Source organism: Methylobacterium sp. 4-46 (assembly GCF_000019365.1).
In the GTDB taxonomy this organism is placed as follows: domain Bacteria; phylum Pseudomonadota; class Alphaproteobacteria; order Rhizobiales; family Beijerinckiaceae; genus Methylobacterium.
Window position 1 is genome coordinate 6,789,221 of record NC_010511.1, and the last position, 23,280, is coordinate 6,812,500.

Annotated in this window: 27 protein-coding genes and 1 pseudogene (1 of these 28 running past the window's edge); 11 read left to right on the forward strand and 17 right to left on the reverse strand. The window is 76.1% G+C overall.

From position 1 onward, the window contains the following. Nucleotides 1-58: 58 nt before the first annotated feature. From M446_RS29840 to M446_RS29845, 3 genes are all read right to left on the reverse strand, one after another. The gene (locus tag M446_RS29840) at nt 59-556 is read right to left on the reverse strand and encodes a peptide deformylase (protein ID WP_012335819.1); all 498 of its coding nucleotides are present in this window, start codon (nt 554-556) and stop codon (nt 59-61) included. Between the two features lie 8 nt (nt 557-564). Then, nucleotides 565-735: a hypothetical protein gene (locus M446_RS38395; RefSeq protein ID WP_012335820.1), complete on the reverse strand. Its 171-nt coding sequence runs from the start codon at nt 733-735 to the stop codon at nt 565-567. A 520-nt stretch (nt 736-1,255) separates the two neighbouring features. Then, complete coding sequence (locus M446_RS29845; protein WP_012335821.1) at nt 1,256-1,774, reverse strand: hypothetical protein; 519 nt, start codon at nt 1,772-1,774, stop codon at nt 1,256-1,258. Between the two features lie 243 nt (nt 1,775-2,017). Here M446_RS29845 and M446_RS29850 point away from each other — a divergent pair, with 243 nt between their 5' ends. Then, a complete protein-coding gene (locus tag M446_RS29850) occupies nt 2,018-2,698 on the forward strand; it encodes a cell wall hydrolase (RefSeq protein ID WP_012335822.1) in 681 nt (226 codons plus the stop codon). Nucleotides 2,699-2,780: 82 nt separating this feature from the next. Here M446_RS29850 and pyk read toward each other — a convergent pair whose 3' ends face one another. Next, nucleotides 2,781-4,208 (reverse strand): pyruvate kinase, encoded by a 1,428-nt coding sequence (gene pyk / locus M446_RS29855; RefSeq protein ID WP_012335823.1) that lies wholly within the window; start codon nt 4,206-4,208, stop codon nt 2,781-2,783. Between the two features lie 748 nt (nt 4,209-4,956). On the opposite strand from pyk, the gene M446_RS29860 reads away from it, so the two are divergent. Next, complete coding sequence (locus tag M446_RS29860; protein ID WP_265576466.1) at nt 4,957-5,262, forward strand: hypothetical protein; 306 nt, start codon at nt 4,957-4,959, stop codon at nt 5,260-5,262. Between the two features lie 66 nt (nt 5,263-5,328). Here M446_RS29860 and M446_RS29865 read toward each other — a convergent pair whose 3' ends face one another. The 3 genes from M446_RS29865 to M446_RS29875 all read right to left on the reverse strand — a co-directional run bounded on the left by M446_RS29865 (nt 5,329) and on the right by M446_RS29875 (nt 6,841). Next, nucleotides 5,329-5,943 (reverse strand): LysE family translocator, encoded by a 615-nt coding sequence (locus tag M446_RS29865; RefSeq protein ID WP_012335825.1) that lies wholly within the window; start codon nt 5,941-5,943, stop codon nt 5,329-5,331. 320 nt (nt 5,944-6,263) lie between these two features. Beyond that, complete coding sequence (locus tag M446_RS39325; protein ID WP_012335826.1) at nt 6,264-6,464, reverse strand: hypothetical protein; 201 nt, start codon at nt 6,462-6,464, stop codon at nt 6,264-6,266. Nucleotides 6,465-6,637: 173 nt separating this feature from the next. Beyond that, on the reverse strand, nt 6,638-6,841 hold the full coding sequence (locus M446_RS29875; RefSeq protein ID WP_012335827.1) for a hypothetical protein: 204 nt from the start codon (nt 6,839-6,841) through the stop codon (nt 6,638-6,640). Nucleotides 6,842-6,941: 100 nt separating this feature from the next. On the opposite strand from M446_RS29875, the pseudogene M446_RS36085 reads away from it, so the two are divergent. Together M446_RS36085 and M446_RS29880 are read left to right on the forward strand one after the other, a co-directional pair. Then, nucleotides 6,942-7,178, forward strand: a pseudogene (locus M446_RS36085) (hypothetical protein); the annotation flags it as partial. A gap of 11 nt (nt 7,179-7,189) precedes the next feature. Continuing rightward, nucleotides 7,190-8,434, forward strand: coding sequence for a DUF5666 domain-containing protein (locus M446_RS29880; RefSeq protein ID WP_012335828.1), 1,245 nt, complete (start codon nt 7,190-7,192; stop codon nt 8,432-8,434). Here M446_RS29880 and mtnA read toward each other — a convergent pair. The 6 genes from mtnA to serB all read right to left on the reverse strand — a co-directional run bounded on the left by mtnA (nt 8,407) and on the right by serB (nt 12,744). Then, nucleotides 8,407-9,504: an S-methyl-5-thioribose-1-phosphate isomerase gene (mtnA, locus tag M446_RS29885; RefSeq protein ID WP_012335829.1), complete on the reverse strand. Its 1,098-nt coding sequence runs from the start codon at nt 9,502-9,504 to the stop codon at nt 8,407-8,409. The genes M446_RS29880 and mtnA overlap by 28 nt on opposite strands. A gap of 75 nt (nt 9,505-9,579) precedes the next feature. Further along, nucleotides 9,580-9,792 carry a hypothetical protein gene (locus M446_RS29890; protein ID WP_012335830.1) on the reverse strand — a complete coding sequence of 71 codons (213 nt, stop codon included), beginning with the start codon at nt 9,790-9,792 and terminating at the stop codon, nt 9,580-9,582. A gap of 206 nt (nt 9,793-9,998) precedes the next feature. Beyond that, a complete protein-coding gene (locus M446_RS29895; protein WP_012335831.1) occupies nt 9,999-10,511 on the reverse strand; it encodes a tyrosine phosphatase family protein in 513 nt (170 codons plus the stop codon). Between the two features lie 4 nt (nt 10,512-10,515). Then, nucleotides 10,516-11,163: an HD family hydrolase gene (locus tag M446_RS29900; RefSeq protein WP_018263562.1), complete on the reverse strand. Its 648-nt coding sequence runs from the start codon at nt 11,161-11,163 to the stop codon at nt 10,516-10,518. Nucleotides 11,164-11,189: 26 nt separating this feature from the next. Beyond that, nucleotides 11,190-11,819 (reverse strand): DNA-3-methyladenine glycosylase I, encoded by a 630-nt coding sequence (locus M446_RS29905; protein ID WP_012335833.1) that lies wholly within the window; start codon nt 11,817-11,819, stop codon nt 11,190-11,192. Nucleotides 11,820-11,847: 28 nt separating this feature from the next. Beyond that, complete coding sequence (gene serB / locus M446_RS29910) at nt 11,848-12,744, reverse strand: phosphoserine phosphatase SerB (protein ID WP_012335834.1); 897 nt, start codon at nt 12,742-12,744, stop codon at nt 11,848-11,850. Between the two features lie 28 nt (nt 12,745-12,772). Here serB and miaA point away from each other — a divergent pair, with 28 nt between their 5' ends. After that, on the forward strand, nt 12,773-13,693 hold the full coding sequence (gene miaA / locus M446_RS29915; protein ID WP_012335835.1) for a tRNA (adenosine(37)-N6)-dimethylallyltransferase MiaA: 921 nt from the start codon (nt 12,773-12,775) through the stop codon (nt 13,691-13,693). Nucleotides 13,694-13,818: 125 nt separating this feature from the next. On the opposite strand, the gene M446_RS29920 is transcribed toward miaA, so the two are convergent. Together M446_RS29920 and M446_RS29925 are read right to left on the reverse strand one after the other, a co-directional pair. Further along, the gene (locus tag M446_RS29920; RefSeq protein ID WP_012335836.1) at nt 13,819-14,685 is read right to left on the reverse strand and encodes an NAD(P)-dependent oxidoreductase; all 867 of its coding nucleotides are present in this window, start codon (nt 14,683-14,685) and stop codon (nt 13,819-13,821) included. 64 nt (nt 14,686-14,749) lie between these two features. After that, nucleotides 14,750-15,538, reverse strand: a complete 789-nt coding sequence (locus tag M446_RS29925) for a transporter substrate-binding domain-containing protein (protein ID WP_012335837.1) — start codon at nt 15,536-15,538, stop codon at nt 14,750-14,752. Between the two features lie 157 nt (nt 15,539-15,695). Between M446_RS29925 and M446_RS29930 the strand changes: the two genes are divergently transcribed. Continuing rightward, the gene (locus tag M446_RS29930) at nt 15,696-17,417 is read left to right on the forward strand and encodes a methyl-accepting chemotaxis protein (protein WP_012335838.1); all 1,722 of its coding nucleotides are present in this window, start codon (nt 15,696-15,698) and stop codon (nt 17,415-17,417) included. 46 nt (nt 17,418-17,463) lie between these two features. On the opposite strand, the gene M446_RS29935 is transcribed toward M446_RS29930, so the two are convergent. After that, nucleotides 17,464-18,330 (reverse strand): LysR family transcriptional regulator, encoded by an 867-nt coding sequence (locus M446_RS29935; protein ID WP_012335839.1) that lies wholly within the window; start codon nt 18,328-18,330, stop codon nt 17,464-17,466. Between the two features lie 123 nt (nt 18,331-18,453). Between M446_RS29935 and M446_RS29940 the strand changes: the two genes are divergently transcribed. After that, the gene (locus tag M446_RS29940; protein WP_012335840.1) at nt 18,454-19,422 is read left to right on the forward strand and encodes a quinone oxidoreductase family protein; all 969 of its coding nucleotides are present in this window, start codon (nt 18,454-18,456) and stop codon (nt 19,420-19,422) included. A gap of 4 nt (nt 19,423-19,426) precedes the next feature. Here the strand turns inward: M446_RS29940 and moaA are convergent, their stop codons facing one another. After that, nucleotides 19,427-20,467 carry a GTP 3',8-cyclase MoaA gene (moaA, locus tag M446_RS29945; protein WP_012335841.1) on the reverse strand — a complete coding sequence of 347 codons (1,041 nt, stop codon included), beginning with the start codon at nt 20,465-20,467 and terminating at the stop codon, nt 19,427-19,429. Nucleotides 20,468-20,618: 151 nt separating this feature from the next. Between moaA and M446_RS29950 the strand changes: the two genes are divergently transcribed. From M446_RS29950 to M446_RS29965, 4 genes are all read left to right on the forward strand, one after another. Beyond that, on the forward strand, nt 20,619-20,993 hold the full coding sequence (locus M446_RS29950) for a gamma-butyrobetaine hydroxylase-like domain-containing protein (RefSeq protein WP_012335842.1): 375 nt from the start codon (nt 20,619-20,621) through the stop codon (nt 20,991-20,993). A gap of 162 nt (nt 20,994-21,155) precedes the next feature. Continuing rightward, nucleotides 21,156-21,428 carry a hypothetical protein gene (locus M446_RS29955; protein WP_012335843.1) on the forward strand — a complete coding sequence of 91 codons (273 nt, stop codon included), beginning with the start codon at nt 21,156-21,158 and terminating at the stop codon, nt 21,426-21,428. 206 nt (nt 21,429-21,634) lie between these two features. Beyond that, nucleotides 21,635-21,829 carry a hypothetical protein gene (locus M446_RS29960; RefSeq protein ID WP_012335844.1) on the forward strand — a complete coding sequence of 65 codons (195 nt, stop codon included), beginning with the start codon at nt 21,635-21,637 and terminating at the stop codon, nt 21,827-21,829. Nucleotides 21,830-22,317: 488 nt separating this feature from the next. Next, nucleotides 22,318-23,280, forward strand: the start of a protein-coding gene (locus tag M446_RS29965; protein WP_265576467.1) for an EAL domain-containing protein. Its footprint extends 1,251 nt past the window's final position; only the first 963 of its 2,214 coding nucleotides appear in the window; it begins with the start codon at nt 22,318-22,320; its stop codon lies off the right edge, out of view.

A 23,280-nucleotide genomic window follows, 5' to 3' on the forward strand; every position in this document is an offset into this window, starting at 1 on the left:
GCCTTGGCCTGATCGCCTTGGCCTACCGCCCGGGCCGCCGGCCGGGGCCGACGGGTGGTCAGGAGCGCCCCGCGCGGGCGAAGCGCTTGAGCAGCCGCTCGCGCCTCAGGCGCGACAGGCGCTCGGTCCAGAACACGCCGTCGAGCTGGTCGATCTCGTGCTGCAGGCAGGCGGCGAGGAAGCCCTCGGCCTCGACCTCGCGGGCGGTGCCGTCGAGGTCCTGGTAGCGCACCCGCACCCGGGCCGGGCGCTCGACCTCCTCGTCGACGCCCGGCATCGCCACGCTGCCCTCGCGGTGGCGCGCCGTCTCGGGGGAGGCGTGGACGACCTGCGGGTTGACGCAGGTCATGAGCGGGGCTCCCGGCCCGAGCCGGATCACGGTGAGCCGGATCGAAGCCCCGACATGCGGCCCGGTGAGGCCGATCGCGCGATGCGCGTCGAGCGTCTCGGCGAGGTCCGCCGCGAAGGCGGCGACGCGCGGGTCGGGGAGGGCGGCCGGCGGCACCGCCCGCCGCAGGCAGGCATCCGGGTAGCGCAGCAGGGGCAGGATCGCCACGGGGCGGCTCAGCGGGTGTGCAGCTCGGCCGGCCACAGGCCGGACCGCTCGACCCCGACGATGAGCAGCACCACCGCCGCCGTCACCGCCAGGATGACGAGGAGCTGCCGCCCGGGCACCCCGCGGCTGATGAGGAAGAGGACGAGGAGCAGCGAGACGATGGAGACGGCGACGGTCATGGCGGCTCTCCAGGGCGGGCGGGGCGCCCGTTGCCAGGGCGGGGCGCCCGTAGACGGGGCGCAGCCCACCTCTAGAGGCTGCTATGGCCCGCACAACACCTGTCTGCGGGCCATCACAGCCTCTCGAGCAGCACCCGATCACGTTGCAATCGGGTGCTGCTCTCGATCTTTGATCTTGCCGCATTTTCTGCGACGAACCGGCATCCACTTCGTCGGAAAATGCTCTAGGGGATCGGCGATGCGCGGGCAGCCCCCTTCGCCGGTCCGGCCTGACCGATGCCGCTGCGGCGCCGTCCCGGGCCGGTCGTCATTCCCCAGCCGTGCATCCCGGCGAGCGGCCTCCAGGAGCCGAGTTCCGCCCTGATCCCGACGGCCCGGGATGCCGGCGCATCGGACCGTCGACCCTCTCGGATCGTCGACGCACGCCGATGGCGTGACGACGATGCGAGACCGGAACCGACGGTCGTGAGACAGGACCGTTGGTCTGGCGCGGCAGGCCTGCGGGCCGGCGCCCGCCGCCTCACGGGGCGCGGCCGCGGCGCAGGGCCGGGAGCGCCTGCCGCAGCTCCTGCGAGGCGCGCCGCAGGGCCGGCAGGGCCTGCTGCAGGGCCGGCAGGGTCCGCTGCAGGCGCTCGCGCAGGGAGGGGCGGGCGCTGCGCGCGAGGTCGCGCGCGCAGCCGCGCGCGGCGTCCGGGCTGAACGCGAAGGCGATCTCGGTCCCCTCCGCGACCGTGAGGGAGAGGGCGGGGTGCTCCGGCGCGAGCCGGCCCGCCGTCCAGCGCAGCACCGGGAAGAAGCAATTCTCTACCGCGGTGCCGGGCGGGACCGGGTGGTCGCGGTCGGCGGAGACCGAGGCGGTGGCGATGAGCGTGAGGCCGAGATCGGCGGCCTCGGCGGCGCTCAGCCGGACCGGGTAGGTGCGCGGGCCGAACGAGACCGCGAGCGTGACGCCGTCCGGCCCCGCCGTGGTCACCGCGAAGGCGATGCCGGTCGCCGCCGGACCCTGCGCCTTCGGGAGCGTCGCCTCGTCCTCGACCATGCGGGTCCCTCCGCCCGGCGGAGCTCCTCGGCGGCCGCCCTGCCGGTCCGTACCTCTGCGGCGAGGCTTGCCGCAGCGCAAGAGACGCCGCCTCCGGCCCCGCGCCGAATCATAGACGGGCCTGTCAAGGCAAAAGAGTGGCATCTTGGCCGGATCGTTGCCAATCCTCTGCCACATTTGCCGTCGAGCTTGTGCCAAAGCGTGACTGCAAGCTTCGGGGGGTGCATGCCGCGAGCGCGATCGATGTCTCTGGCCGCCGGTCTGGTGGTTCTCGCCTGCGCGCCTCATCTGGGCGGCTGCGGCGTCCTGGCTCCCGGCTTCGACCGGGTGGCGACCACCGGCTCGCTGCCGAACGGGAAGCGCGTCGCCGCGGTGACCGCCGCCGATCGCGAGTGCCTCGCCCGCGCGATGTATTTCGAGTCCAACCGGTCGAGCGACGAGGGGCTGCTCGCGGTCGGCACGGTGGTGATGAACCGCCTGCAGGCAGCCTCCTACCCGGAATCGATCTGCGGCGTCGTCGGCCAGCCGCGCCAGTTCGCGGCCGGCGTGCTGCGCAAGCCGATGCGCGACCAGGACCGCGAGAAGGTCGAGCAGGTCGCGGACGCGGTCCTCGCCGGCCAGCGCCACGACGGCGTCGGCGGCGCGATGTTCTTCCACACCGCGGGGCTGCGCTTCCCCTACCGGAACATGCACTACGTGGCCCTGGCGGGCGGCAACGCCTTCTACGAGAAGCGCCCGCGCGGCGAGCGGGAGGGCATGCCCTCCGCCGCCCCGTCCCCCTCCGTGCAGGTGGCGATGGCCCGCCTGCCGGCCCGCCCGACCCGCGTCGCCCGCGCGACCGGTCAGACGCCGCTCGCCGAACTGGGCCCGGCCCGCAACGTCTGCCGCGTCGCCGCCGCCGAGGCGCGGATCGACCGGGGCTGAGCCGGCGCGGCGGGCGCCCCGCCCGCTCGGGCCGCCGACCGCCCCCCTTGCGCACGGCGTCCTGCGGCCCGCAGGCCGGCCCTCACCCTCCGGCGCGGCCGAGTTCCACCACCCGCAGGTTGTTGGTGGTGCCCGGCGTGCCGAACGGGATGCCGGCCACCACCACGATCAGGTCGGGGCTCTGGGCGAAACCCTCCTGGCCCGCCATCTCGGCCGCCCGCGCCACCATCTGCTCGTAGGAGGAGACGTCGTCCGACAGGACGCTGTGCGCCCCCCAGTACAGGCTGAGGCGGCGCGACACGCCGGCATCGGGCGTCACCGCCAGGATCGGCACGTGCGGCCGCTTGCGGGCGATGCGCGCCGCCGTCGTGCCGCTCGACGTGAAGGCGACGATCGCCTTGGCGTCGATCGCGTCGGCGAGCCCCGCGGCCGCCGCCGCCACCGCGTGGGGCGGGCTGTCCTCCACCTCCGGCTCGCTCGCCGCCACGAGGGAGCGGTAGAGCCGGTGCTGCTCGGTGCGGCGGATGATCCGGTCCATCATCGCCACCGCCTCGACCGGGTACTGGCCGACCGCCGACTCGGCCGAGAGCATCACCGCGTCGGCGCCGTCATAGACCGCGGTCGCCACGTCCGACGCCTCCGCCCGGGTCGGGCTCGGGGCCGAGACCATCGAGTCGAGCATCTGGGTCGCCACGATCACCGGCTTCACCGCGTGGCGGCAGGCGCGCACCAGCTCCTTCTGGCGGCCCGGCACGTCCTCGGGCGGCAGCTCCACCCCGAGATCGCCGCGCGCCACCATTACGGCGTCCGAGAGCCGCACGATGTCCTCGATGTGCTCCAGCGCCGAGGGCTTCTCGATCTTGGTCATCAGCCCGGCCCGGCCGCCGATCAGCCCGCGCGCCTCGATCACGTCGGAGGGCGTCTGCACGAAGGAGAGGGCGACCCAGTCCACGCCGAGGTCGAGCCCGAAGGCGAGGTCGGCCCGGTCCTTCGCGGTCAGGGGCGAGAGCGCCAGCACGGTGCCCGGCAGGTTCACGCCCTTGCGGTCGGAGACGACGCCCCCCGTCACCACCTCGGCGTCGAGGCGCTCGTCCGTCACGCCCGTCACCCGCACGCGCACCCGCCCGTCGTCGATGAGCAGGTCCTGGCCGGGCGTCACCGCGGCGAAGATCTCGGGATGCGGCAGCGGGATCGCGTCCGCGCCGCCGGCCTCTCCCTCGCGCACGAAGCGCACGGCCTCGCCCGCCTCCAGGGCCAGGCGCCCGCCCGCGACGGTGCCGAGCCGGATCTTCGGCCCCTGCAGGTCCTGCAGGACGCCGATCGGTCGCCCGGTGTCCCGCTCGAGGGCGCGGATCGCCGCGTAGACCCGGGCGTGGTCGTCGTGGCTCCCGTGCGAGAAGTTCAGCCGGAACGTGTCGACCCCGGCGAGGAAGAGCGCCCGCAGGCGCTCCGGGGCGGCGCTCGCCGGCCCGACGGTGGCGACGATCTTGGCGTGGCGGTGGCGTCGCATGGCGAAGCTCCTGTGCGTGGCGATCGAGGCGCCGGCGCCTCGGGGCGCGGCGCGGGTCCGGCCGCGGGACGCGAGGGGGCAGGCGCGGCCGGGTCGAGGTCCGAATCACCGCCCGGCCGAACCGGGACGGTGGGTCGTTTCGGCCCGGCCGTCTCGCCAATTGGTACGAGATGACGCCGCCGGCCGCGACCGCTCACGCGCCTGTGATGGCGCGCTCGCGCCTCCCGCTCCCGCACCGCGCCGGGGAGCGGCGCGCCCCGCCGTCGCGCGCGGCGCCGGACCTCTCCGCGCGGGGGCGTGACCGGGCGGCAGGCGCCGCGCCGCGCCGCCGGCGGGAGGGCGCCGCTGCGCCGCAAGGCCTTGCGGCGTCTGACGGAGTTCGGGCCGGGAGCCGGCCCTCGCGGCGCCGGGGGCGCCGCGAGGGCCCGGATGCGGCCTGCCCGCCGGCGCCGACCCCCTGACAGGTATGCCGCCCCGGACGGGGTGGGCGTGGCGAGCCGGAAGCGACGCATGGGCGGACCTCCTCGTGCCGCCGACAGTGAGGGCAACGGCTGGCTTCGTCACCCCCGGCGCTCGATCCGGGGCGCTTGACGCTGCGGGTGCTGCGGCGCACCATTCCCATTATGCAGGCCGGTTCTGACGGCCCCGCGACACCGGGCCAAGGGAGGAGAGACCAGGCACCATGCTGTTCCAGCCCCCCGTCTTCGAGACCATCTTCCGAATCCCTGTCGCGCACAGGTTGATGATCATGGGCTCTCGCAGCCGCGGTGGCCCGGCGGACGGCGTGTGCTGGTTCCACACGGAGGTCGATCCGGCCGGCCAGGTCGTCGCCCGCTACGAGACCTACGACGAGACGGACGCGCAGGGCCGCGACAGCTGCGGCTGGCGCAAGTTCGACCTGCGCGGCCGGCTCGTCGCCCGGCACGAGGTCGCCCTGCGCTGGTCCGAACTCGTGCGGATGAGTTCCCGCCGCGAGGCCGAGACCGCCCTGCAGGGGCCGCTGCCGCGGCCCGCGCCGGCGCGCCGCGAGGCGCAGGATCTGGTCGCCGCCTGATCGCGGCGACGGGGCGCCGCCCGATCGCGGCGATCCGGCCGGCGCCCGATCGCGGCGACGCTCGCCTCAGCGGGCCGTTGCCGCGGCGGGGCCAGCCCCGATCATCAGGCCGCCCGCCGCGCGGTTCGCCCGCCGGAGGGCCCTGGGCTCGCGCAGGAGCGCCCGGGCGCGCCGCGCCGACAGGATGTAGGCCCCGACCACCCCGATCTCGACCGCGACGATGATGGCGGCGAGCAGGCCGGTCTCGCGCAGGGTCAGCGACGTCCCGACCACGTTGGGCAGCAGCGCCAGAGAGAAGAGCGGCATCTTCGGGTTGCCGAGATTGAGGGCGAGCCCCGCCGCGAAGGCCGAGGCGACGCCGCGCCGGCCGGGCGCCGGCCCCGCCCCCGGGGCCGCGGCGGGCGCCGACCACAGCCGGATCCCGGCCAGGACGAGGGAGGCGGCGCCCGCGTAGCGCAGCACGGTCATCGCCGATTCCATCCGCGCCGCGAGGGCGGACAGGCCCAGGGCCGAGAGGAGCAGCACCGTCAGGATGCCGGCCACCATGCCGGCCCCGTAGGCGAGACCCGATCGTGCGCCGTGCGAGACGGTGCGGGCCACGATGGCGATGTTGTCGGGGCCGGGGCTCGCCGCGAAGGCCGTGAAGGCGACCGCGAAGGCCGCGAGCGTCGAGACATCCATGAGACCTCCGTCGGGTGAGCGGAGGCCGTGACGCAAGGGCAGTGCCGCGGCGCGCCCGCGGAGGCGGGTCGGGCCGGAGGCGCGCGCACCTCCGGCCCATCTCGCCGTTCCGAGGCTGGGGGAACTCGGAACGGCGAGAACCGGTCGTTCAGGCCGGCCCGGACCAGGCCGAATTCGGATCCCTCGCGCCCCATGCCGGAATGGGCACCCGTCGCGGCGCCGTGGATCGTCGTGGCGCGCCCGCGGTCGAGGTCGACGGAGAGGCCTTCGAGCTTGGCGCTGAACAGGTCGGTGATCGCCTCCGCGATGCCCCTCGGCCGTCAGGCGGTGCGCACGGTGCCGGGCAGGGACCCCGTGTCGGCTGACGCGAAGGAGGGCAGGCTGCCGCCTCCGGCGGCGAAGCCGCCGCGGGTCGCGACCGCGCCGGAGGTCGGATCGGTGAAGCGGCCGCTCCCCGCGCCGAAGCCGTGGCCGGCATTCGCGCCCGCGGAGAAGCCCGTCCAGGTGACGACCGGCGCCACGGCAGGGGAGGCGGGGCCGCCTTGCGGGGCAGGTCCGCCGCGAGGGACGCCGTGCCGAGGCAGGCGCCGCCGAGCGCCCCGAGGAGGATCGTTCGGATCATGGATGTCAGCCGTGGCTGGCAGAGGGGCGCGGCCCCGCCCGCTGCGGGGCCGCGGAGCGGCCGGAGGAGGCGTCAGAGCGTGCGCAGGATCAGCAGCGTCTGGAGCGCCACCAGCAGCACGGAGCCGCCGATCACGAGGAGGAGCCCGAGCAGCACGACCGTCGCGCCGCCATCCTCCGCCTTGCCGGCCGGGCGGGGCGCCGCCCAGCGGCCGCCGAGTTCCGGGGCCGGGAACCGGATCACCCTGCCGGCCGGGTCCCGCCGAGGGGGCGTCATCGCCGATCGCCTCACCGGGAGGACGCGGCCGGGCGGAGGTGACCCGCCGCGGGCGCCGCCGCGAGCGGGATCCCCAGCGCCAGGACGATTGCGAGGGCGCGCCCCGCCATGGCGCGCGAGGGCAGCGGCAGGGCACTACGACGGCCTGTCGCCGGACCTCGCCCGGCGCCTGGAGGCGCGGGCGCGCGAGATCGCCATGGAGGCGCTCCAGCAGGCCAACCGCGAGGCCCACGCCGCCTGCGAGACCGATCCGGGGGGCGCGGCGCGCTGGAATTTCGGCATCGACATGTACAGCGAGGAGGCGCCGGCCCCGCCGCCCGCGACCCCGGCCGCGTGAGGATCCCCGCCTTGGCCGACGCGCTCAGCCGCCGCGCCCTCCTGCGCCTCCTCTCCGGCGGCGCCGCGCTCGCCCTTCCGCGCCCGGCTGGGGCGGCGGGCGACGGCATCCGCGATCAGGGCATCGGCGGCACCGGCACCCGGCCGGGCGACGAGGAGGGGGACCGCGGCATCGGCGGCACCGGCGTCATCGGCACGATCCGGGCCTTCGGCAGCATCGTGGTCAACGATCTGCGCATCGCCTACGCGCCGGACGTGCCGGTCGCCATCGACGGGCGGCCCGCGACCGCGTCCGACCTCCGGCTCGACCAGGTGGTGCAGGTGGTGGCGCGCGCGGGCGAGGCGGGAGTCTCCGCGGCGCGGATCGACGTGGTCCACGAGGTGGTGGGCCCGGTGAGCGCGGTCGGGCGGGGCCGGCTCACCGTGCTCGGCCAGAGCGTGGTCACGGCCGGGGCGGCGGCGGCGCGCTCCTGGCGCCTCGGCGAGCGCGTGGCGGTGAGCGGGCTGCGGCGGCCGGACGGGCGCATCGCGGCGAGCCGCGTCGATCCGGCCGGGGACCTGCCGAGCCGCGTCGCCGGGCCGGTGCGCCGGGACCCCGGCGGCACGCCGCGGATCGGCGCCCTGCCACTGCCGGGGCTGGCGCCCGGCCTCGTCGGGGGCCGCGCCGTGGTGGAGGGCCGCTCGGCCGAGGCGCCGTTCGGGCCGGAGGTCGGGCGAGTCTCGCTCGAGGCCTACGTGGCGCGGGAGGGCGGGCGCCTGCGCCTCGGCTCGGGGCTCGCGGTCGCCGGGAGCGCGCCGGCGCTGCCGCGCGGCGGCGGGCTCGCGGTGATCGAGGCGGCGGCGGGGCCTGCGGGGCGCCTGACCGCGCGGGATTTGCGCCTGCGCCCGGGATCGTCCGAGGGCGGGGCGCGGCCGGGCGGGGCCGGTCCGACCGATCGGGGCGGCTTCGGCGGGCCGGGCCGGAGCGGCCGGCCGCGCCGGGGCCGGGCGGGTTCGGCCTCGACCGCCGGATGCCGGGGGCGCCCGCGGGAATCGGCCGCGGCGGGCTCTCGCTCGATCGGCGGCTGCCGGGAGATCCGGGCGGCTTGGGCGGGCCGGGCGGGTTCGGGGCGCCCGGCGGAGCCGGACCGGGCGGCGCGCCGGGCGGCTTCGGCGGCCGGCGCTGAGGCGGTCCCGTCACCGCTCGGCGCGGAGACGGGGAGGCTTCCGGGCCGGTTCGGCCGGGGAGATCACGCCGCCGCCCGGCGCTCCGGATAGAGCCGCAGCAGGCCCTCGGCGCTGGCCTCGGTGACGCCGCGCTCGGTGATCAGGCCGGTGACGAGGCGCGCCGGCGTGACGTCGAAGGCCGGGTTCGCCACCGGGCTCCCGGGCGACACCACCTGCACCGTCGCGAAGCCCCCGTCCGCGGTGCGGCCGGTGAGGTGGGTCACCTCGCGGGCGTCCCGCTCCTCGATCGGGATCTCGGCCACGCCGTCCCGCAGCGTCCAGTCGATCGTCGAGACCGGCAGGGCGGCGTAGAAGGGCACCCGGTTGTCGTGGGCCGCCAGAGCCTTGAGGTAGGTGCCGATCTTGTTGCAGACGTCGCCCGTCGCGGTGGTGCGGTCGGAGCCGACGATGCAGAGATCGACCTGCCCGTGCTGCATCAGGTGCCCGCCGGCATTGTCGGCGATCACCGTGTGGGGCACCCCGTGCGCGTGCAGCTCGAAGGCGGTCAGCGCCGCCCCCTGATTGCGGGGCCGCGTCTCGTCCACCAGGACGTGGACCGGCACCCCGGCATCGTGGGCCGCGTAGATCGGCGCGAGCGCCGTGCCCCAATCGACGGTGGCGAGCCAGCCCGCGTTGCAATGGGTGAGCACGGTGACCCGCCCGCCCCTGGCGCGCGCCGCCTCGGCGATCAGCCGCGAGCCGTGCTGGCCGATCGCCCGGCAATTCGCCACGTCCTCCTCGGCGATCCGCCCGGCCTCCGCGAAGGCCTGGGCCGCGCGGATGTCCGGCGGCAGGGGACGCAGGGTCGCGCCGAGGCGGTCCAGCGCCCAGCGCAGGTTGACGGCGGTGGGCCGCGTCGCCGCGAGCATCGCGCCGAACCGCGCCAGCCCCGCATCGGAGGGGTCCTCGCGCAGCCCGAGGGCGAGCCCGTAGGCGGCGGTGACGCCGATCAGCGGCGCCCCGCGCACCACCATGGTGCGGATGGCCTCCGCCGCCTCCTCGGCCCGGGCGAGGCGGCGGATCTCGAAGGCGAAGGGGAGCCGGGTCTGGTCGATCACCAGGACGGCGTCGCCGCCCGGCTCGGGAAAGATGGTGCGATAGGGGCGGCCGTCGATCTTCATGCGCCCCCCTTAGCACGGACCGTCGCGTGAGGGCAGCGATCCGCGCCCCGGCGCCGCCCCCGCGGATCCCTGCCCTCAGCGGGCCTGCGCGACGCGCTGCCCGGGCTCGCGGGCCGGAGCCACCGGCTGCGGCGTGGTGGTGAGTTCGGCCGCCGGCCGCTCGATCCGGGCCTGCCGGACCATCATCCGCGAGAGCGGCGGAAACACCGTGACGGCGCCGTCCTGCGCGCAGGCCGGCACGGTGGAGACGGCGACGAGGCAGGCGCAGGCGAGGAGGGAGAACCGCATGGCTGGCTCCAAAAGTATTGTTGCTGTTACCCCAATAGAAACACGCCTTGTCGCAATGCACAAGTGATGAGTGCGCTGCACAATAAAACAGAGTGCGAAAACGCACACCTGCAATATGGTGCAAGGAATTATGTTTCCTGACCATGACCCTGGGTCAGAGATGCCGCGCCCGGCAGCACCCGACCCGCCCGGCCCGCCGCGGGCGCTCAGTCGATCGCGAGGCTGAAGGGGGTGCCCTCGAAGGCGTCGGCCCCGCGCCCGATCGCCGCGATGGCGGCCACCATGCGGCCCTCCCGGCCGAGCAGGTCGTCCGCCACCGCGACGAGGCGGGGATTGGGCGTGGCGGACGGGGAGGCGGCGCGCAGCGCCCGGGCGATCTCGGCCTCGTCGTGCCGGGGCTTGAGGGCGCAGGCGGCGATGTAGGCCGCCGCCGTCGAGCGGCTGATGCCGGCGTAGCAGTGCAGCACCAGGGGCGCCTCGCGGCCCCAGGCCCGCACGAAGGCGATCAGGCGCTCCACGTGGGCCCGCTCGGGCAGGACATGGTCGTCCATCGGGGCGGTGATGTCGCTGACGCCGATGAAGAGGTGGTTGTCGGGAGCGATCGCGGCCGGCCGCACCACCGGCGTGCCGACATTGATGAGGGTGACGACGTGGCGCGCGCCGGATTCCGCCACGGTCTCGGCGAGGCGCGACAGCGAGCAGACGTGGAGCCGGGGCATCGGGTCAGGTCCCTGGGGGAGGCGGGTCGGCGGGGAGGGGCTTGTCGGGGAGGGGCTCGTCGGCGAGGGTCTCGGCGCGGCCGCGCCCCCGCGCCTCGGCGAGCGCCGCGAAGCGGGCGAGGAAGCGCGCCTGCGCGGCGGCGGTGGGCCAGGGGTCGAGCAGGGCCTCGACCGGCACCCGCACCGGCTCGGGCCGGCCGAAGACCTTGAGCGCCTCGGCCCGCGAGAAGCCGGCGAGCCGCGTCGCCTCGAGGAAGGCCGAGAGCCGGTCGGCGCGCTTGATCAGGCGCTGCATCGCGGGGGCGGGCTGCGGGGACAGGCCGAAGCGCAGGCGGATCGCCGCGAGCAGCCGCGCCTCGACCGCCTTGTAGGATTCGCCGATCGCCGCCTTGAAGGGCGAGATGATGTCGCCGATCACGTATTCGGGCGCGTCGTGCAGCAGGAGGTCGAGGCGCTCGGCCGCGCCCGCCTCCGGCCTGAGCCCGCCGCCCAGCGCCTCGACCAGGAGCGCGTGCTGGGCGACCGAGAAGACGTGGGGCCCGGCGGTCTGGCCGTTCCAGCGCGCCACCCGCGCGAGGCCGTGGGCGATGTCCTCGATCTCGATGTCGACCGGCGAGGGATCGAGGAGGTCGAGGCGGCGGCCCGACAGCATGCGCTGCCAGGCGCGGGGGGCCGGGCTCACCGGCGCGACCCGAGGCCGCCGGGACCCGGCAGGGCGGCGCAGGGCCCGTGCCGGCAGCAGCCGACGAGGTGGTCGTTCACCATCCCGACCGCCTGCATGAAGGCGTGCACGATGGTCGGGCCGCAGAAGCCGAACCCCTCCGCCCTGAGCGCCTTCGACATCCGGCGCGAGACGTCGGTCTCGGTGGCGATGCCGGCGCGGTCGCGGGCGGTGCCCTGGATCGGGCGCCCGTCCACGAAATCCCACAGGAAGGCGGAGAAGCCCGGGCCGCGCTCCTGGATCGCCAGGTAGGCCCGGGCGCTGCGGACGGTGCCGACGATCTTGGCGCGGTTGCGGACGATGCCGGTGTCCCGCATCAGGGCCTCGGTCTCGGCCTCGCCGAAGCGCGCGATCGCGGCGGGATCGAACCCCGCGAAGGCCCGCCGGAAGGCGTCGCGGCGGCGCAGGATGGTGATCCAGGACAGGCCGGCCTGGAACCCGTCGAGGATCAGCTTCTCGAACAGGGCCCGGTCGTCGTGTTCCGGCACGCCCCACTCGGTGTCGTGGTAGGCGACGTAGAGCGGGTCGGTGCCGGGCCACCAGCAGCGGTCCTGCCCGTCGGGATGGGTGATCAATCCGGTCGCCATGGGTCCGGTTTAGCCGCGGCGGGGCCGCTCAGTCCACGAACTCGGCCGCCGCGTAGCCCTGCAGGTACAGGAGGGCGGTGAGGTCCCCGTGCTCGACCCGCGCCCGGGCCGTCGCCGCCACGGCGGGCTTGGCCCGGTAGGCGACCCCGAGCCCGGCCTCCGCCAGCATGGCGAGGTCGTTGGCGCCGTCGCCCACCGCCAGGGTCTCGGCCGCGTCGAGGCCGAGGCGCTCGCGCAGGGCGACCAGGGTCTCGCGCTTGGCGTCGCGCCCGACGATCGGCTCCTCGACGGCGCCGGTGAGCCGGCCCTCCGCCACGATGAGGCGGTTCGCCCGGTGCTCGTGGAAGCCGATCCGCTCCGCGACCGGGCCGGTGAACAGGGTGAAGCCCCCCGAGACCAGCACCGTGTGGGCCCCGTGCGCCCGCATGGTCCGCACCAGGGTGCGCCCGCCGGGATTGAGCGTGATGCGCTCCTCGATCACCGCCGCCACCGTCTCCAGGGCGAGGCCCTTCAGCAGGGCCACCCGCTCGCGCAGGGCCGGCTCGAAGGCGACCTCGCCGCGCATCGCCCGCTCGGTGATCGCCGCGACGCGGTCCTTGAGGCCGATCGTGTCGGCGAGTTCGTCGATGCATTCCTGGCCGATCATGGTCGAGTCCATGTCGGCGAGGAACAGCCGCTTGCGCCGATGCGCGCCGGCGGGCAGGACCGCCACGTCGACCGGCTCGTCGCCGAGCGCCGCGCGCAGCCGCGCGGCGAGGGCCGGAGCGGATTCGGGCGCGCCGGGAACCAGCACCTCGGCGGCGACCTCCCCGTGCAGGATGCGCGGCTGATGCCCGGTCGCGAGCACGCGCCGGGTCTCGGCCAGCACCGCGTCCGTGATGGCGGGACGCGCCGGGTTTGCTATCAGGGTCGCCACAAGGGTCATGACGGAACTCGGAGAAGGGCGCGACGGCATGGGGACCGACGGCATGGCCGGGCGGGCGATCCTCATCGCAGGGCCGACCGCCTCGGGCAAGTCGGCGCTGGCCCTGGCGCTGGCCCGCGCGCGGGGCGGCGTGGTGATCAACGCCGACTCGATGCAGGTCTACGCGGATCTGCGCGTGCTGACCGCCCGCCCGAACCCCGCCGAGGAGGCGCAGGCGCCCCACCGCCTCTACGGCAGCGTCGACGGCGCGGTGAATTTCTCGGTCGGCCACTACCTCGCCGCGGTGGGGGAGGTGCTGCGGGAGGTCTGGGCGGCGGGAGGCCTGCCGATCGTGGTCGGCGGCACCGGGCTCTACTTCAAGGCGCTGCTGGAGGGCCTCTCCGAGATCCCGCCGGTGCCGGAGGCGGTGCGGACCGCCCTGCGGGCGGAGGCGGAGGGCCGCGAGACCGCCGCCCTCCACGCCGACCTCGCCCGGCGCGACCCGGAGGGCGCGGCGCGGCTCGGCGCCCACGACCGCCTGCGGGTGCTGCGGGCCCTGGAGGTGCTCGCCGCCACCGGGCGCCCGCTCTCGGCCTTCCAGGGCAGCCGCCGGCCGGGACCGCTCGCGGGAATGCCCTGCGACAAGCTCTTCCTGGTCCCGGATCGGGCGCTCCTGCGGGCCCGGATCGACGCGCGCTTCCTCGCCATGATGGAGGAGGGCGCCCTCGACGAGGTGGCGCGCCTGCGCGCCCGCCGCCTCGACCCGATGCTGCCGGTGATGCGGGCCCACGGGGTGCCGGGCCTGATCGCCTTCCTGGACGGGGCGCTCACCCGCGAGGAGGCGGTCGCCCGGGGGCAGGCGGACACGCGGGCCTACGCCAAGCGCCAGGTGACGTGGTTCCGCCACCAGGCCGGGGCAGGCTGGCGCTGGCTCGCGCCGGAGGCGGCGATGCGGGAGGCGGGAGGGTAGACCCGCCCGCGCCGAGGCTCCCGCGCGGGAGCCTCGGCGCCGGGTCGTCCGTTGCCGCGGTGCCGCGGGTCGCCGCGGGACCGGTCCCGCCGGGCCGGCGCGGGGAGGCCGGCCCGGCTACCGCCTCAGCGCTCCAGGCGGGCGATCAGGCTCGACGTGTCCCAGCGCCCGCCGCCGAGGCGCTGCACCTCGGCGTAGAACTGGTCGACCAGGGCCGTTACCGGCAGCAGGGCGCCGTTGCGGTGGGCCTCGGCGAGCACGATCGCGAGGTCCTTGCGCATCCAGTCGACCGCGAAGCCGAAATCGAACTTGTTCTGGTTCATGGTCCTGCCGCGGTTCTCCATCTGCCAGGAGCCGGCCGCCCCCTTGGAGATCACGTCGAGCACGGCCTCGATGTCGAGGCCGGCGCGCTTGCCGAAGTGGATCCCCTCGGCGAGCCCCTGGACCAGCCCGGCGATGCAGATCTGGTTGACCATCTTGGTGAGCTGGCCGGCGCCGGCCGGGCCCATCAACCGGCAGGAGCGGGCATAGGCCAGGATCGCGGGCTCGACCCGCGCGTAGGTCCCGGGCTCCCCGCCGCACATCACCGTGAGCACGCCGTTCTCGGCCCCGGCCTGGCCGCCGGAGACCGGGGCGTCGACGAAGCCGAAGCCGGAGGCGGAGGCCGCCGCGGCGAGGTCGCGGGCCACGTCCGCCGAGGCGGTGGTGTGGTCGACGAAGACCGCGCCCGGCGCCATCGCCCCGAAGGCGCCCTCCGGCCCCGTCGTCACCGCCCGCAGGTCGTCGTCGTTGCCCACGCAGGCGAACACGATCTCCCGGCCGGCGGCCGCCTCGGCCGGGGTCGCGGCCGATTGGCCGCCATGGGCCGCCACCCAGGCCTGCGCCTTGGCGGCCGTGCGATTGTAGACGGTGACCTCGTGGCCCTTGGCGGCGAGGTGGCGGGCCATCGGGGCCCCCATCACGCCGAGACCCAGGAACGCGACCTTCGCCATGGATGAATCCTCCCTTGCTGGAATGCCGGCCGGGGCCGCGCGGCGCTGCCCGGCGAGTCCCGGCTCACTTGGTGTCGAACGGCAGGTACTTGGCCCGGATGCGGTCGTAGGTGCCGTCCCGGACGAGGGCGGCGAGCGCCTCGTCGAGGGCCTCCCGCAGGGCGTCGTCGCCCTTGCGCAGGCCGATCCCGACGCCCTCGCCGAGGAGCGGATCGCCCGGCGGCACGTCGCCGACCAGCCGGCAGCAGGCCGCGCCGTCGTGGAGCGCCAGGATCTCCGAGAGCTCGCGCTTGTCGCCGAGCACGAGATCGAGCCGGCCGAGGCGCAGGTCGTAGCCGGCATCCTTCACGGAATCGAAGACGCGCAGATCCGCGCCCGGCGCCCGCGCCTCCAGGTAGGCGAGTTCGCGCGAGCGCGCGGCGACGCCGATCGCCCGGCCCTTCAGGGAGGCCGGGTCGAGGGGGGGCGCCGGGGCGTCGCGGCGGGCCATGAAGGCGGAGGGGATGCGGTAGTAGGGGCGCGAGAAGGCGATGCGGCCCCGGCGCTTCTCGGTGATCGCGAGGGACGCCATGATGGCGTCGTACTCGCCCGCTTCGAGGCCCCGGATGATCCCGTCCCACTGGTGGGTGACGATCCGGCAGGTGAGGCGCGCCTGCCCGCACAGGGCCTCGGCGAGATCGACCTCGAACCCGGCCGGCCGGCCGTCCTCGACGTAGTTGAAGGGCGGGTTGCCGCCCTCGGTGGCGATCCGCACCGGCTCCGGCAGGCCGGCGGCCCGCGCCGGCAGCGCGGCCGGCACCGGCAGGGCGGCGAGGCTGAGGAGGACGAGGAGGCGCGAGGAGAGGCGGCTCATCCGGGCAGGGGCTCGGCGGGACGCGGCCCGTCTGGCGGGACGCGCCGTTCTGGCGTGACGCGGACCCTTGCCACGGCCGGGGCGGCGCGCGCAACCGCGGCGGACGGGCGGCCCCAGGGTTAATCCGCCTTTAAGCGGCGACCCGCCTGATGGCGCCATGCGCCCGACCCGCACCCGCACGCCGCAGGATCCCCTCGAGGCCGTCGAGCTGCTCCCGCCCGAGGCGCCGCGGCCCCGCCCCGCCCCGGGCGGATGGGCCGCGCCCACGCGCCGGGCGGGGCTCGACCTCGTCGATGCCGTCGAGGCGGAGGTCGCCCGCGCGGCCCGCGACCTCACCGGCGCGACGACCTCCTTCGCCGCCGCGGCGTCCGCCGCGCAGGAGGGCTACGCGGCCGCGGCCGGGCGCCTCGCCGCCGGCATCCCGCGGGACCTCGCCGAGGACGGCCGCGGCATCGCGGCGGCGGCCGACATCCTGGCCGGGGAGGCGGCCGGCCTCGGCGCCGTGCTCGAACAGGCGGGCCGCCACCTCGACCAGGCCGGGGAGAGCCACGCCGAGGCCCGCCGCGCGGCGGGCCTGCTCGCGGACGCCGCCGAGGCCATCGCCCGCGCCGTCGACCGGGTGGCGGTCGTCGCCCGCGAGGCCAACCTCCTCGCCCACCAGGCCACGATCGAGGCGGCGCGCCTCGGCGAGGCCGGCGAGGGCTGCGCCCGGATGGCCCGCGACGCGGCGCGGCTCGCGGCCGAGGGCCTGCGGGCCGGGGAGGCGATCCGGCAGCTCGGCCGCCGCTGCGAGGACGGGGCCGCGGCCGCGACCGCCGCGGCCGGGATGGCGGCGGCCTCGGTGGCCGGCCTCGGCCCGGTGCTCGCCACCCTGCGGGCGGCGAGCGGCGCCCAGGCCGACCAAGCCGAGGCCATCGCCGGGACGGCCCGGGGGATCGCCGAGGAGGCCGACCGGCTCGGCGGCGACCTGGCCGAGGCGCTGGTCGCGGCGTCGGGCGCGGTGCTGCGCGCGGCGGCGGCCGAGGCGGCGGCGCGGGGCCTCGCCGGCTCCGGGCCCCGCCTCGTCGCGGCCCTGCGCCATGCCGAGATCGGCGACCGGCGCCTGCACGACCGCTACCCGCTCGATCTCCCGGCCCGGCTGGGGCGGCGGGGCCTCGGGCGCGTGGTCGATCTCGGCGCCGGCGGGCTCCTGCTCACGCCCCCCGCCGGGGTCGCGGCCGCGCCCGGCAGCCTCCTCGACCTCGACCTGCGCGGGATCGGCCGGGTCGCCGTGCGGGTGGTCGGGACCAGCCCCCGGGGCCTCCACTGCGCCTTCGCGCGGGAGGCCGATGCCGCGCGCTGCGCGCCGGCCCTGGCGCGGATCGAGGCGGCCCATCGCCCCCTGGTGGCGGCGGCCCAGGACCTCGCCGCCGAGGTCGGGCAGGCCCTGGAGGGCGCTCTCGGCCTCGGCCGGCTCCCCCGCGACGCCCTGTTCGACCCGGCCTACGCCCCGGTTCCCGGCAGCGCGCCGCCGCGCTTCCTCACCGCGGCCGGCCCCGTCCTGGAGGAGATCCTGCCGCCGCTCCTGGAGCCGCCCCTGCTCGCGGATGCGCGCCTCGCCCATTGCTTCGCGGTCGACCGCAACGGCTACGCCCCGGTGCACAACCGCCGCTTCGCGCAGGAGCCCCGTCCCGGCGACCCGGACTGGACGGCCCGCCACGCGCGCCACCAGCGCTTCCACGACGATCCCGCCGGGCTCGCGGCGGCCCGCTCGATGCGCCCCTTCCTGGTCCAGCTCCGCCCGGAGGAGGGGCGGGCGGCGCCCCTGCGCGAGGTCTCGGCGCCGGTGCGCGTGCACGGGCGGCACTGGGGCGGGGTGCGGATGGCCTATCGGCTGTGATCCGGGATCCGCGTGGCGAAGCCATCACCCGGATGTCGGATGAGCCTCACCCCTCGGGCGCTGGCGGCGGGCCCGCGAAGGCGTCGCGCAGGCAGGCGGTGACGGCGCGGACCGCCGGCGCCGCGCGCAGGTCGGCGTGGACCACGAGCCAGATCTCGCGGCGCAGCGGCGGATCCTGCGGGCGGAGCGGCGCCAGGAGCGGGTCGGCGGCGGCCAGGAAATCCGGCAGCATCGCGATCCCGGCGCCGGCGCGCGCCGCGGCGGCCTGGATCTCGACGCTCTCGGCCCGGACCGCGAAGGGCCGCCCGGCTGCCACCGCCTCCAGGGCGACCTGCTGGGGCGAGCCCTGCATCGCGCCGTCCGCCCCGACGAAGCGCCACGCCGCCTCCGGCCGGCCGCGGAGGGAATCCGGGTTGGCGTAGAGCCGGAAGGTCATCTCGCCGAGCCTGCTGACGGCGACCTCGCCGGTCTCCGGGCGGCTCAGCCGCACCGCCACCTCGGCCTCCCGCCGCGCCAGGGAGGCGTGCCGCGTCTCGGCGCGCAGGCGGATCGTCAGGCCGGGATGCCGCGCCTGCAGGGCCGCCAACGGGGCCATCAGGCGCGCGGCCGCGAGGGCGGGCGGCGCGCTCAGCGTCACCTCGCCGACGAGGCTCGACCGCGTGCCCGCCGCGGCGCGCCCGATCGCCTGGGCCTCCCGCTCCATGCGGGCGGCGAGGATGGCGATCCGCGCGCCCTCCGGCGTCAGGACCAGCCGGCGCCCGCGCCGGTCGACGAGCCTGAGGCCGAGCTGCGCCTCCAGGGCGGCGACCCGGCGCGCCACCGTCGCGTGCTCGACGCCCAGGCGCCGCGCCGCGGCCGAGAGGCTGCCCTCCTCCGCGAGCGCCGCGAAGTGCCGCAGGCCGTCCCAATCCACCTGAAGAATCCTCCTCGCGCCGGATGCCCCCTGTGAAGTTTCGCACAAAGGAGGGCCGAGAATAGGGAATTTCCGCCCGGCCCGCCACGCCGGACACTCGCCCGTCACCCGATGGAGGATGCCATGGACGTGAAGGTGCAGATGGCCGCGTGCGGGGAGGTCGAGCGGCTGGAGGTCGTCCCCTGCGGCGCCGAGGAGCCCGGCCCGGGCGAGATCCGGCTCCGGCACCGGGCGATCGGCGTGAACTTCATGGACATCTATCACCGCACGGGCCTCTACGAACTGCCGCTCCCGGCGGTGCCCGGAGTCGAGGGGGCGGGCGTCGTCGAGGCGGTCGGGCCCGGCGTCGCGGGCCTCGCCCCGGGGGAGCGGGTGGCCTATGCGGGAGTGCCCGGCGCCTATGCGGCGACGCGCCTGCTCCCGGCCTGGCGGGCGATTCCCCTGCCGGAGGCGATCTCCGACGAGGCCGCCGCGGCCTCGCTGCTGCGCGGCCTGACCGCCCACATGCTGCTGACGCTCACCTGTCCGGTGACGGCCGGGAGCGTGCTGCTGGTCCATGCCGCGGCGGGCGGGCTCGGGGCGCTGGTCACGCGCTGGGCCTCGCGCCTCGGCGCGGTGGTGATCGGCACGGTCGGGTCCGAGGAGAAGGCGCAGGCGGCCCGCGCGAGCGGGGCCGCCGCCGTGATCGTCGGCCGCGACGCCGACCTTCCCGCGCGGGTCGCCGACCTCACGCGGGGGCGCGGCGTCGACTTCGCCATCGACGGGATCGGGGGCGGGATGCTGGCGCGCACGCTCGCCTGCCTGCGGCCCTTCGGCACCGTGGCGAGCGTCGGGCAGGCGGCGGGGCCGATCCCGCCGCTCGCCGTGGAGGAGGTCGGGCCGCGCCGCTCCCTGTCCCTCGCCCGGCCGAGCGTGATGGCCTACGCGGCGGACCGCGCGCGCTACCCGGAGGCGGCCCGCGCCGTGCTCGCCGCGATGCGGGAGGGGATCGCCGGCGAGATCGGCGGCACCTACCCGCTCGCCGAGGCCGGGCGGGCGCAGCGCGACCTCGAATCCGGGCGCAGCCGCGGCAGCCTGCTCCTGCTTCCCTGACGGCTCAGCCGCCGGTGGTGCTCATGTGCCGCGGCACGGCCGGGCGCGCCGCGCGCGCGATGACGAAGTCGTGGCCCTTGGGCTTGCGGGTGATCGCCTCGGTGATCGCTTCGGCCACCAGCGCGTCGTCCGGCGAGGCGCGCAGGGGCGCGCGCAGATCCGCCGCGTCCTCCTGGCCGAGGCACATGTAGAGCCTGCCCGTGCAGGTGAGGCGCACCCGGTTGCAGCTCTCGCAGAAATTATGGGTCAGCGGCGTGATGAAGCCGAGCCGCCCGCCGGTCTCCTCCACCCGCACGTAGCGGGCCGGGCCGCCGGTGCGGTCGGGCAGCGGCGTCAGGCGGAAACGGGCGTCGAGGCGCTCGCGCACCACCGAGAGGGGCAGGAACTGGTCGGCCCGGTCGGGCTCGATCTCGCCGAGCGGCATGACCTCGATGAGGGTCAGGTCCATGCCCTCGCCGTGGGCCCATTCGAGCATCGGGACGATCTCGTCCTCGTTCACGCCCCGCAGCGCCACGGCGTTGATCTTGACCCGGATCCCGGCGGCCCGCGCCGCCGCGATGCCGCCGAGGACGACCGGGAGGTCGCCCCGGCGGGTGATGGCGCGGAAGCGGGCCGGATCGAGGGTGTCGAGGGAGACGTTGATCCGCCGCACCCCGAGATCGGCGAGTTCGGCCGCGTACTGGGCGAGCCGGGTGCCGTTCGTGGTCAGCGTGAGCTCGTCGAGGGCGCCCGAGGCGAGGTGCCGCGACAGGCCGCGGAAGAGCCGCATGATGTCCCGCCGCACCAGGGGCTCGCCGCCGGTGATGCGCAGCTTGCGCACCCCGCGCGCGACGAAGACCGCGCAGACCCGGTCGAGCTCCTCCAGGGTGAGCAGGTCGCGCCGGGGGAGGAAGGTCATGTCCTCCGCCATGCAGTAGACGCAGCGCAGGTCGCAGCGATCGGTCACCGAGACGCGCAGGTAGGTGATCGCCCGCTGGAAGGGGTCGATCAGGGGCGCCGGCCGCGTGGGCGCCGGGCGCGTCGTCTCGTCGGCGGGACCCCACATGGCGGGCTGGACGCTCCTCTCTGGCGGCCTGCCGGGACCGGGGTGCGGCCCCGTGGACCGCCCGATCTCTGGCGGCCGGGCCGCCCCCTGCATATGAGGGCAGATGCGGCGGCGAGCAAGCGGCCGGCGGGAGAGCCCCGGGAGAAGCCCCATGAGCGATGCAGACTGGCCGACCGAGATCCGCCTGGCGCGGGACAAGCGCGTTCTGCACGTGACCTTCGCGGACGGCGCCGCCTACGCCCTGCCGGCCGAGTACCTGCGGGTGGAGAGTCCCTCGGCCGAGGTCCAGGGCCATGCCCCCTCCGAGCGCCAGTGGATCGGCGGCAAGCGCGAGGTCCAGATCCTGTCGGTGACCCCGGTCGGCAATTACGCGGTCAAGCTCGGCTTCGACGACCTGCACGATACCGGGATCTTCTCCTGGACCTACCTGCGCGAGCTCGGCGCGACCCGGGAGGAGCGGTTCGCCCGCTACTGCGACGAACTCGCCCGGCGCGGCCTGAGCCGGGACCCGCCGCGCCGGTCCTGACGCTCCCCGGGGGCGCCGGGGAGGCGGAACGGCGGGAAAACCCCTCGCATTGGCGGCAATTTAGGCCGGATGGAGCGCCGGGGGTGGCTCTTTGTTCAGCATCTGTTAATCTTCCTCCGATCCGATGGCCCGCGTCCCAGGGGCCCTCGACAGGAGTCGCCGATGTTCAGCATTGGACCCTTCCACCGGTCGGCCGGCCAGCCCGCGGGGATCTACACCTCGCTGCTGCCGCTCGAGCCGGAGCCTCTGGAGACCGAAGCGGCCGGCGTTCCGGCCGTGCCGGCTCCCGTGTTCCGCCGGCACGCCCTCGTGACCGTGCTCCTCGTCGTGATGACGCTCGCGGTCCAGTCGGCCGTGGGCTGGTGGACGCTGCCGAGCGCCCCGCGCGACCTGTCCCCGTCGGCCCTTGCCCCAACGGAACGCGCACCCTCCTGAGGACGCATTGCGTCACCGAGAGTGCGTCGCGTCCCCGAGACCGCTTCGCGTCCCCGAGAGCGCTTCGCGTCCCCTGGCATTCTGCCGCATTGCCGGCCCGAATCAGCTTGGAAAAAGGCGCGCCCCTTGCGCAGGGGCCACATTTCGTTAACGTCGCGTTCATCGCGGAACGTTCGCGAAATCCAGCGCACAAGGGGAGGCCTCGCATGGCTTCAGACGCTGTTACCACCCAGGACGCGATCCGGGTGAAACCGACCCAGGACGGGACATACACGGTGTATCGCGGCACCAGCGTGCTGGTGAGTGGCCTGACCCGCGCCCAGGCGGAGCTCTACGAGGCGTCGATCATCCAGCAGGCCCGCCTGGCCCGGGAGGCGCCGGCCGTCCGCTCCGTCCACTGAACTCCGCCGGGCGGCCCGCTCCCGCGCGGCCCTGCCCGCGAGCGCCGCGGCCGCCGATGGCGGCGGCGCGCGGCGACGAGAGAGCGCCGACCCGCCTGCCAGACCCGCCGCGACGCGCGAGACCGGCGGGCCGCCGGCAGATCCCCAGACCATCCTCAGTCAGCAGCGGTCCGATCCCGTGCCGGCGCGCCGGCGGGGCCGTCCGCCGCGCCCGCACGGGCATCCGGCAGGATCGTCCGTCGGGTTCCCGCGCGTCGACTTCCCCGGTTCGGGCCCGCGATCCATCGCGCGGGCGATGCGGCCGGTCACGATCGCCGCGCCGCTCTGGACGGGCGAGTGTTCAAGAGCAGCGCGCCCGCCGCGTCAGTGCGGATCAGGTGCTCGCCGGCGCCGGGCGCCCGAGCGTAACAAAAGCATATGTTAACGTCTGCGGCTGGACACTGGGTTGCATACCGCGCCCGGGGTGCGGATCGGTGGACGTGGGGAAGATGGTCGATTCGTTTGCCCGCGCGGACGGCGCCTCGCCCGGCGAGGACATGCCCGCGGAGGAGAGGCGCCTGCGGGAACTCGCGGCCTACCGGATCGCCGACAGCGCGCCCGAACCGGAGATCGACCGCATCGCCTCCCTGGCCGCCGCCCTGTTCGGGACGCCCTGGGCCGCCGTGACGCTGATCGGCGAGGACACGCAGTGGCTCAAGGCGCGCCACGGCCTCGACCTGCCGCGGACGCCCCGATCGGTCTCCTTCTGCACGCACACGATCGAGAGCGACGAGGTCATGGTGGTCCCGGATGCCAGCCGGGACCCGCGCTTCCGCGACAATCCGCTGGTGCGGGGCGACCTCGCCCTGCGCTTCTACGCGGGCGCGCCCCTGGTCACGCCGAGCGGGGCGCGCATCGGGGCGATCTGCGTCCTCGACCATGCCCCGCGCCCCGCCCTCGACGCGGCCGGGCGGGGGCGCCTCGCCGACCTCGCGCGCCTGATGATGACCCAGCTCGACCTGCGGCGCCAGGGCCGGCGCGACGCGGAGATCACGCGCTTCGCGGCCGCCACGGAACTCGCGCTCCTCTCCGTCGATCCGGACGGCCGCATCGGCTTCGCCAACCAGGCGAGCGAGCGCCTCTTCGGCTACGGGCCGGGCGACCTCGTCGGGCTGCCGGTCGAGGTCATCGTGCCGCAGCGCGCCCGGGCCCGCCACCGCGAAGGCATGGCCCGCGTCCTCGGGGAGGGCGGGACGCGCCTCGCCGGCCGGACCGTGCAATTCACCGGCCTGCGCCGGGACGGCAGCGAGGTGGCGGTCGAACTCACGCTCTCGGTCTGGACCGGCGCCGAGGGGATGTGCATGGGGGCGGTGATCCGGGACGTCGCGGAGGGCGACGGGCGGCTCCTCAACCTCGCCGACCGCGACCCCGTCACCGGCCTGCCGAACCGGCGCCACCTCACCGAGATCCTG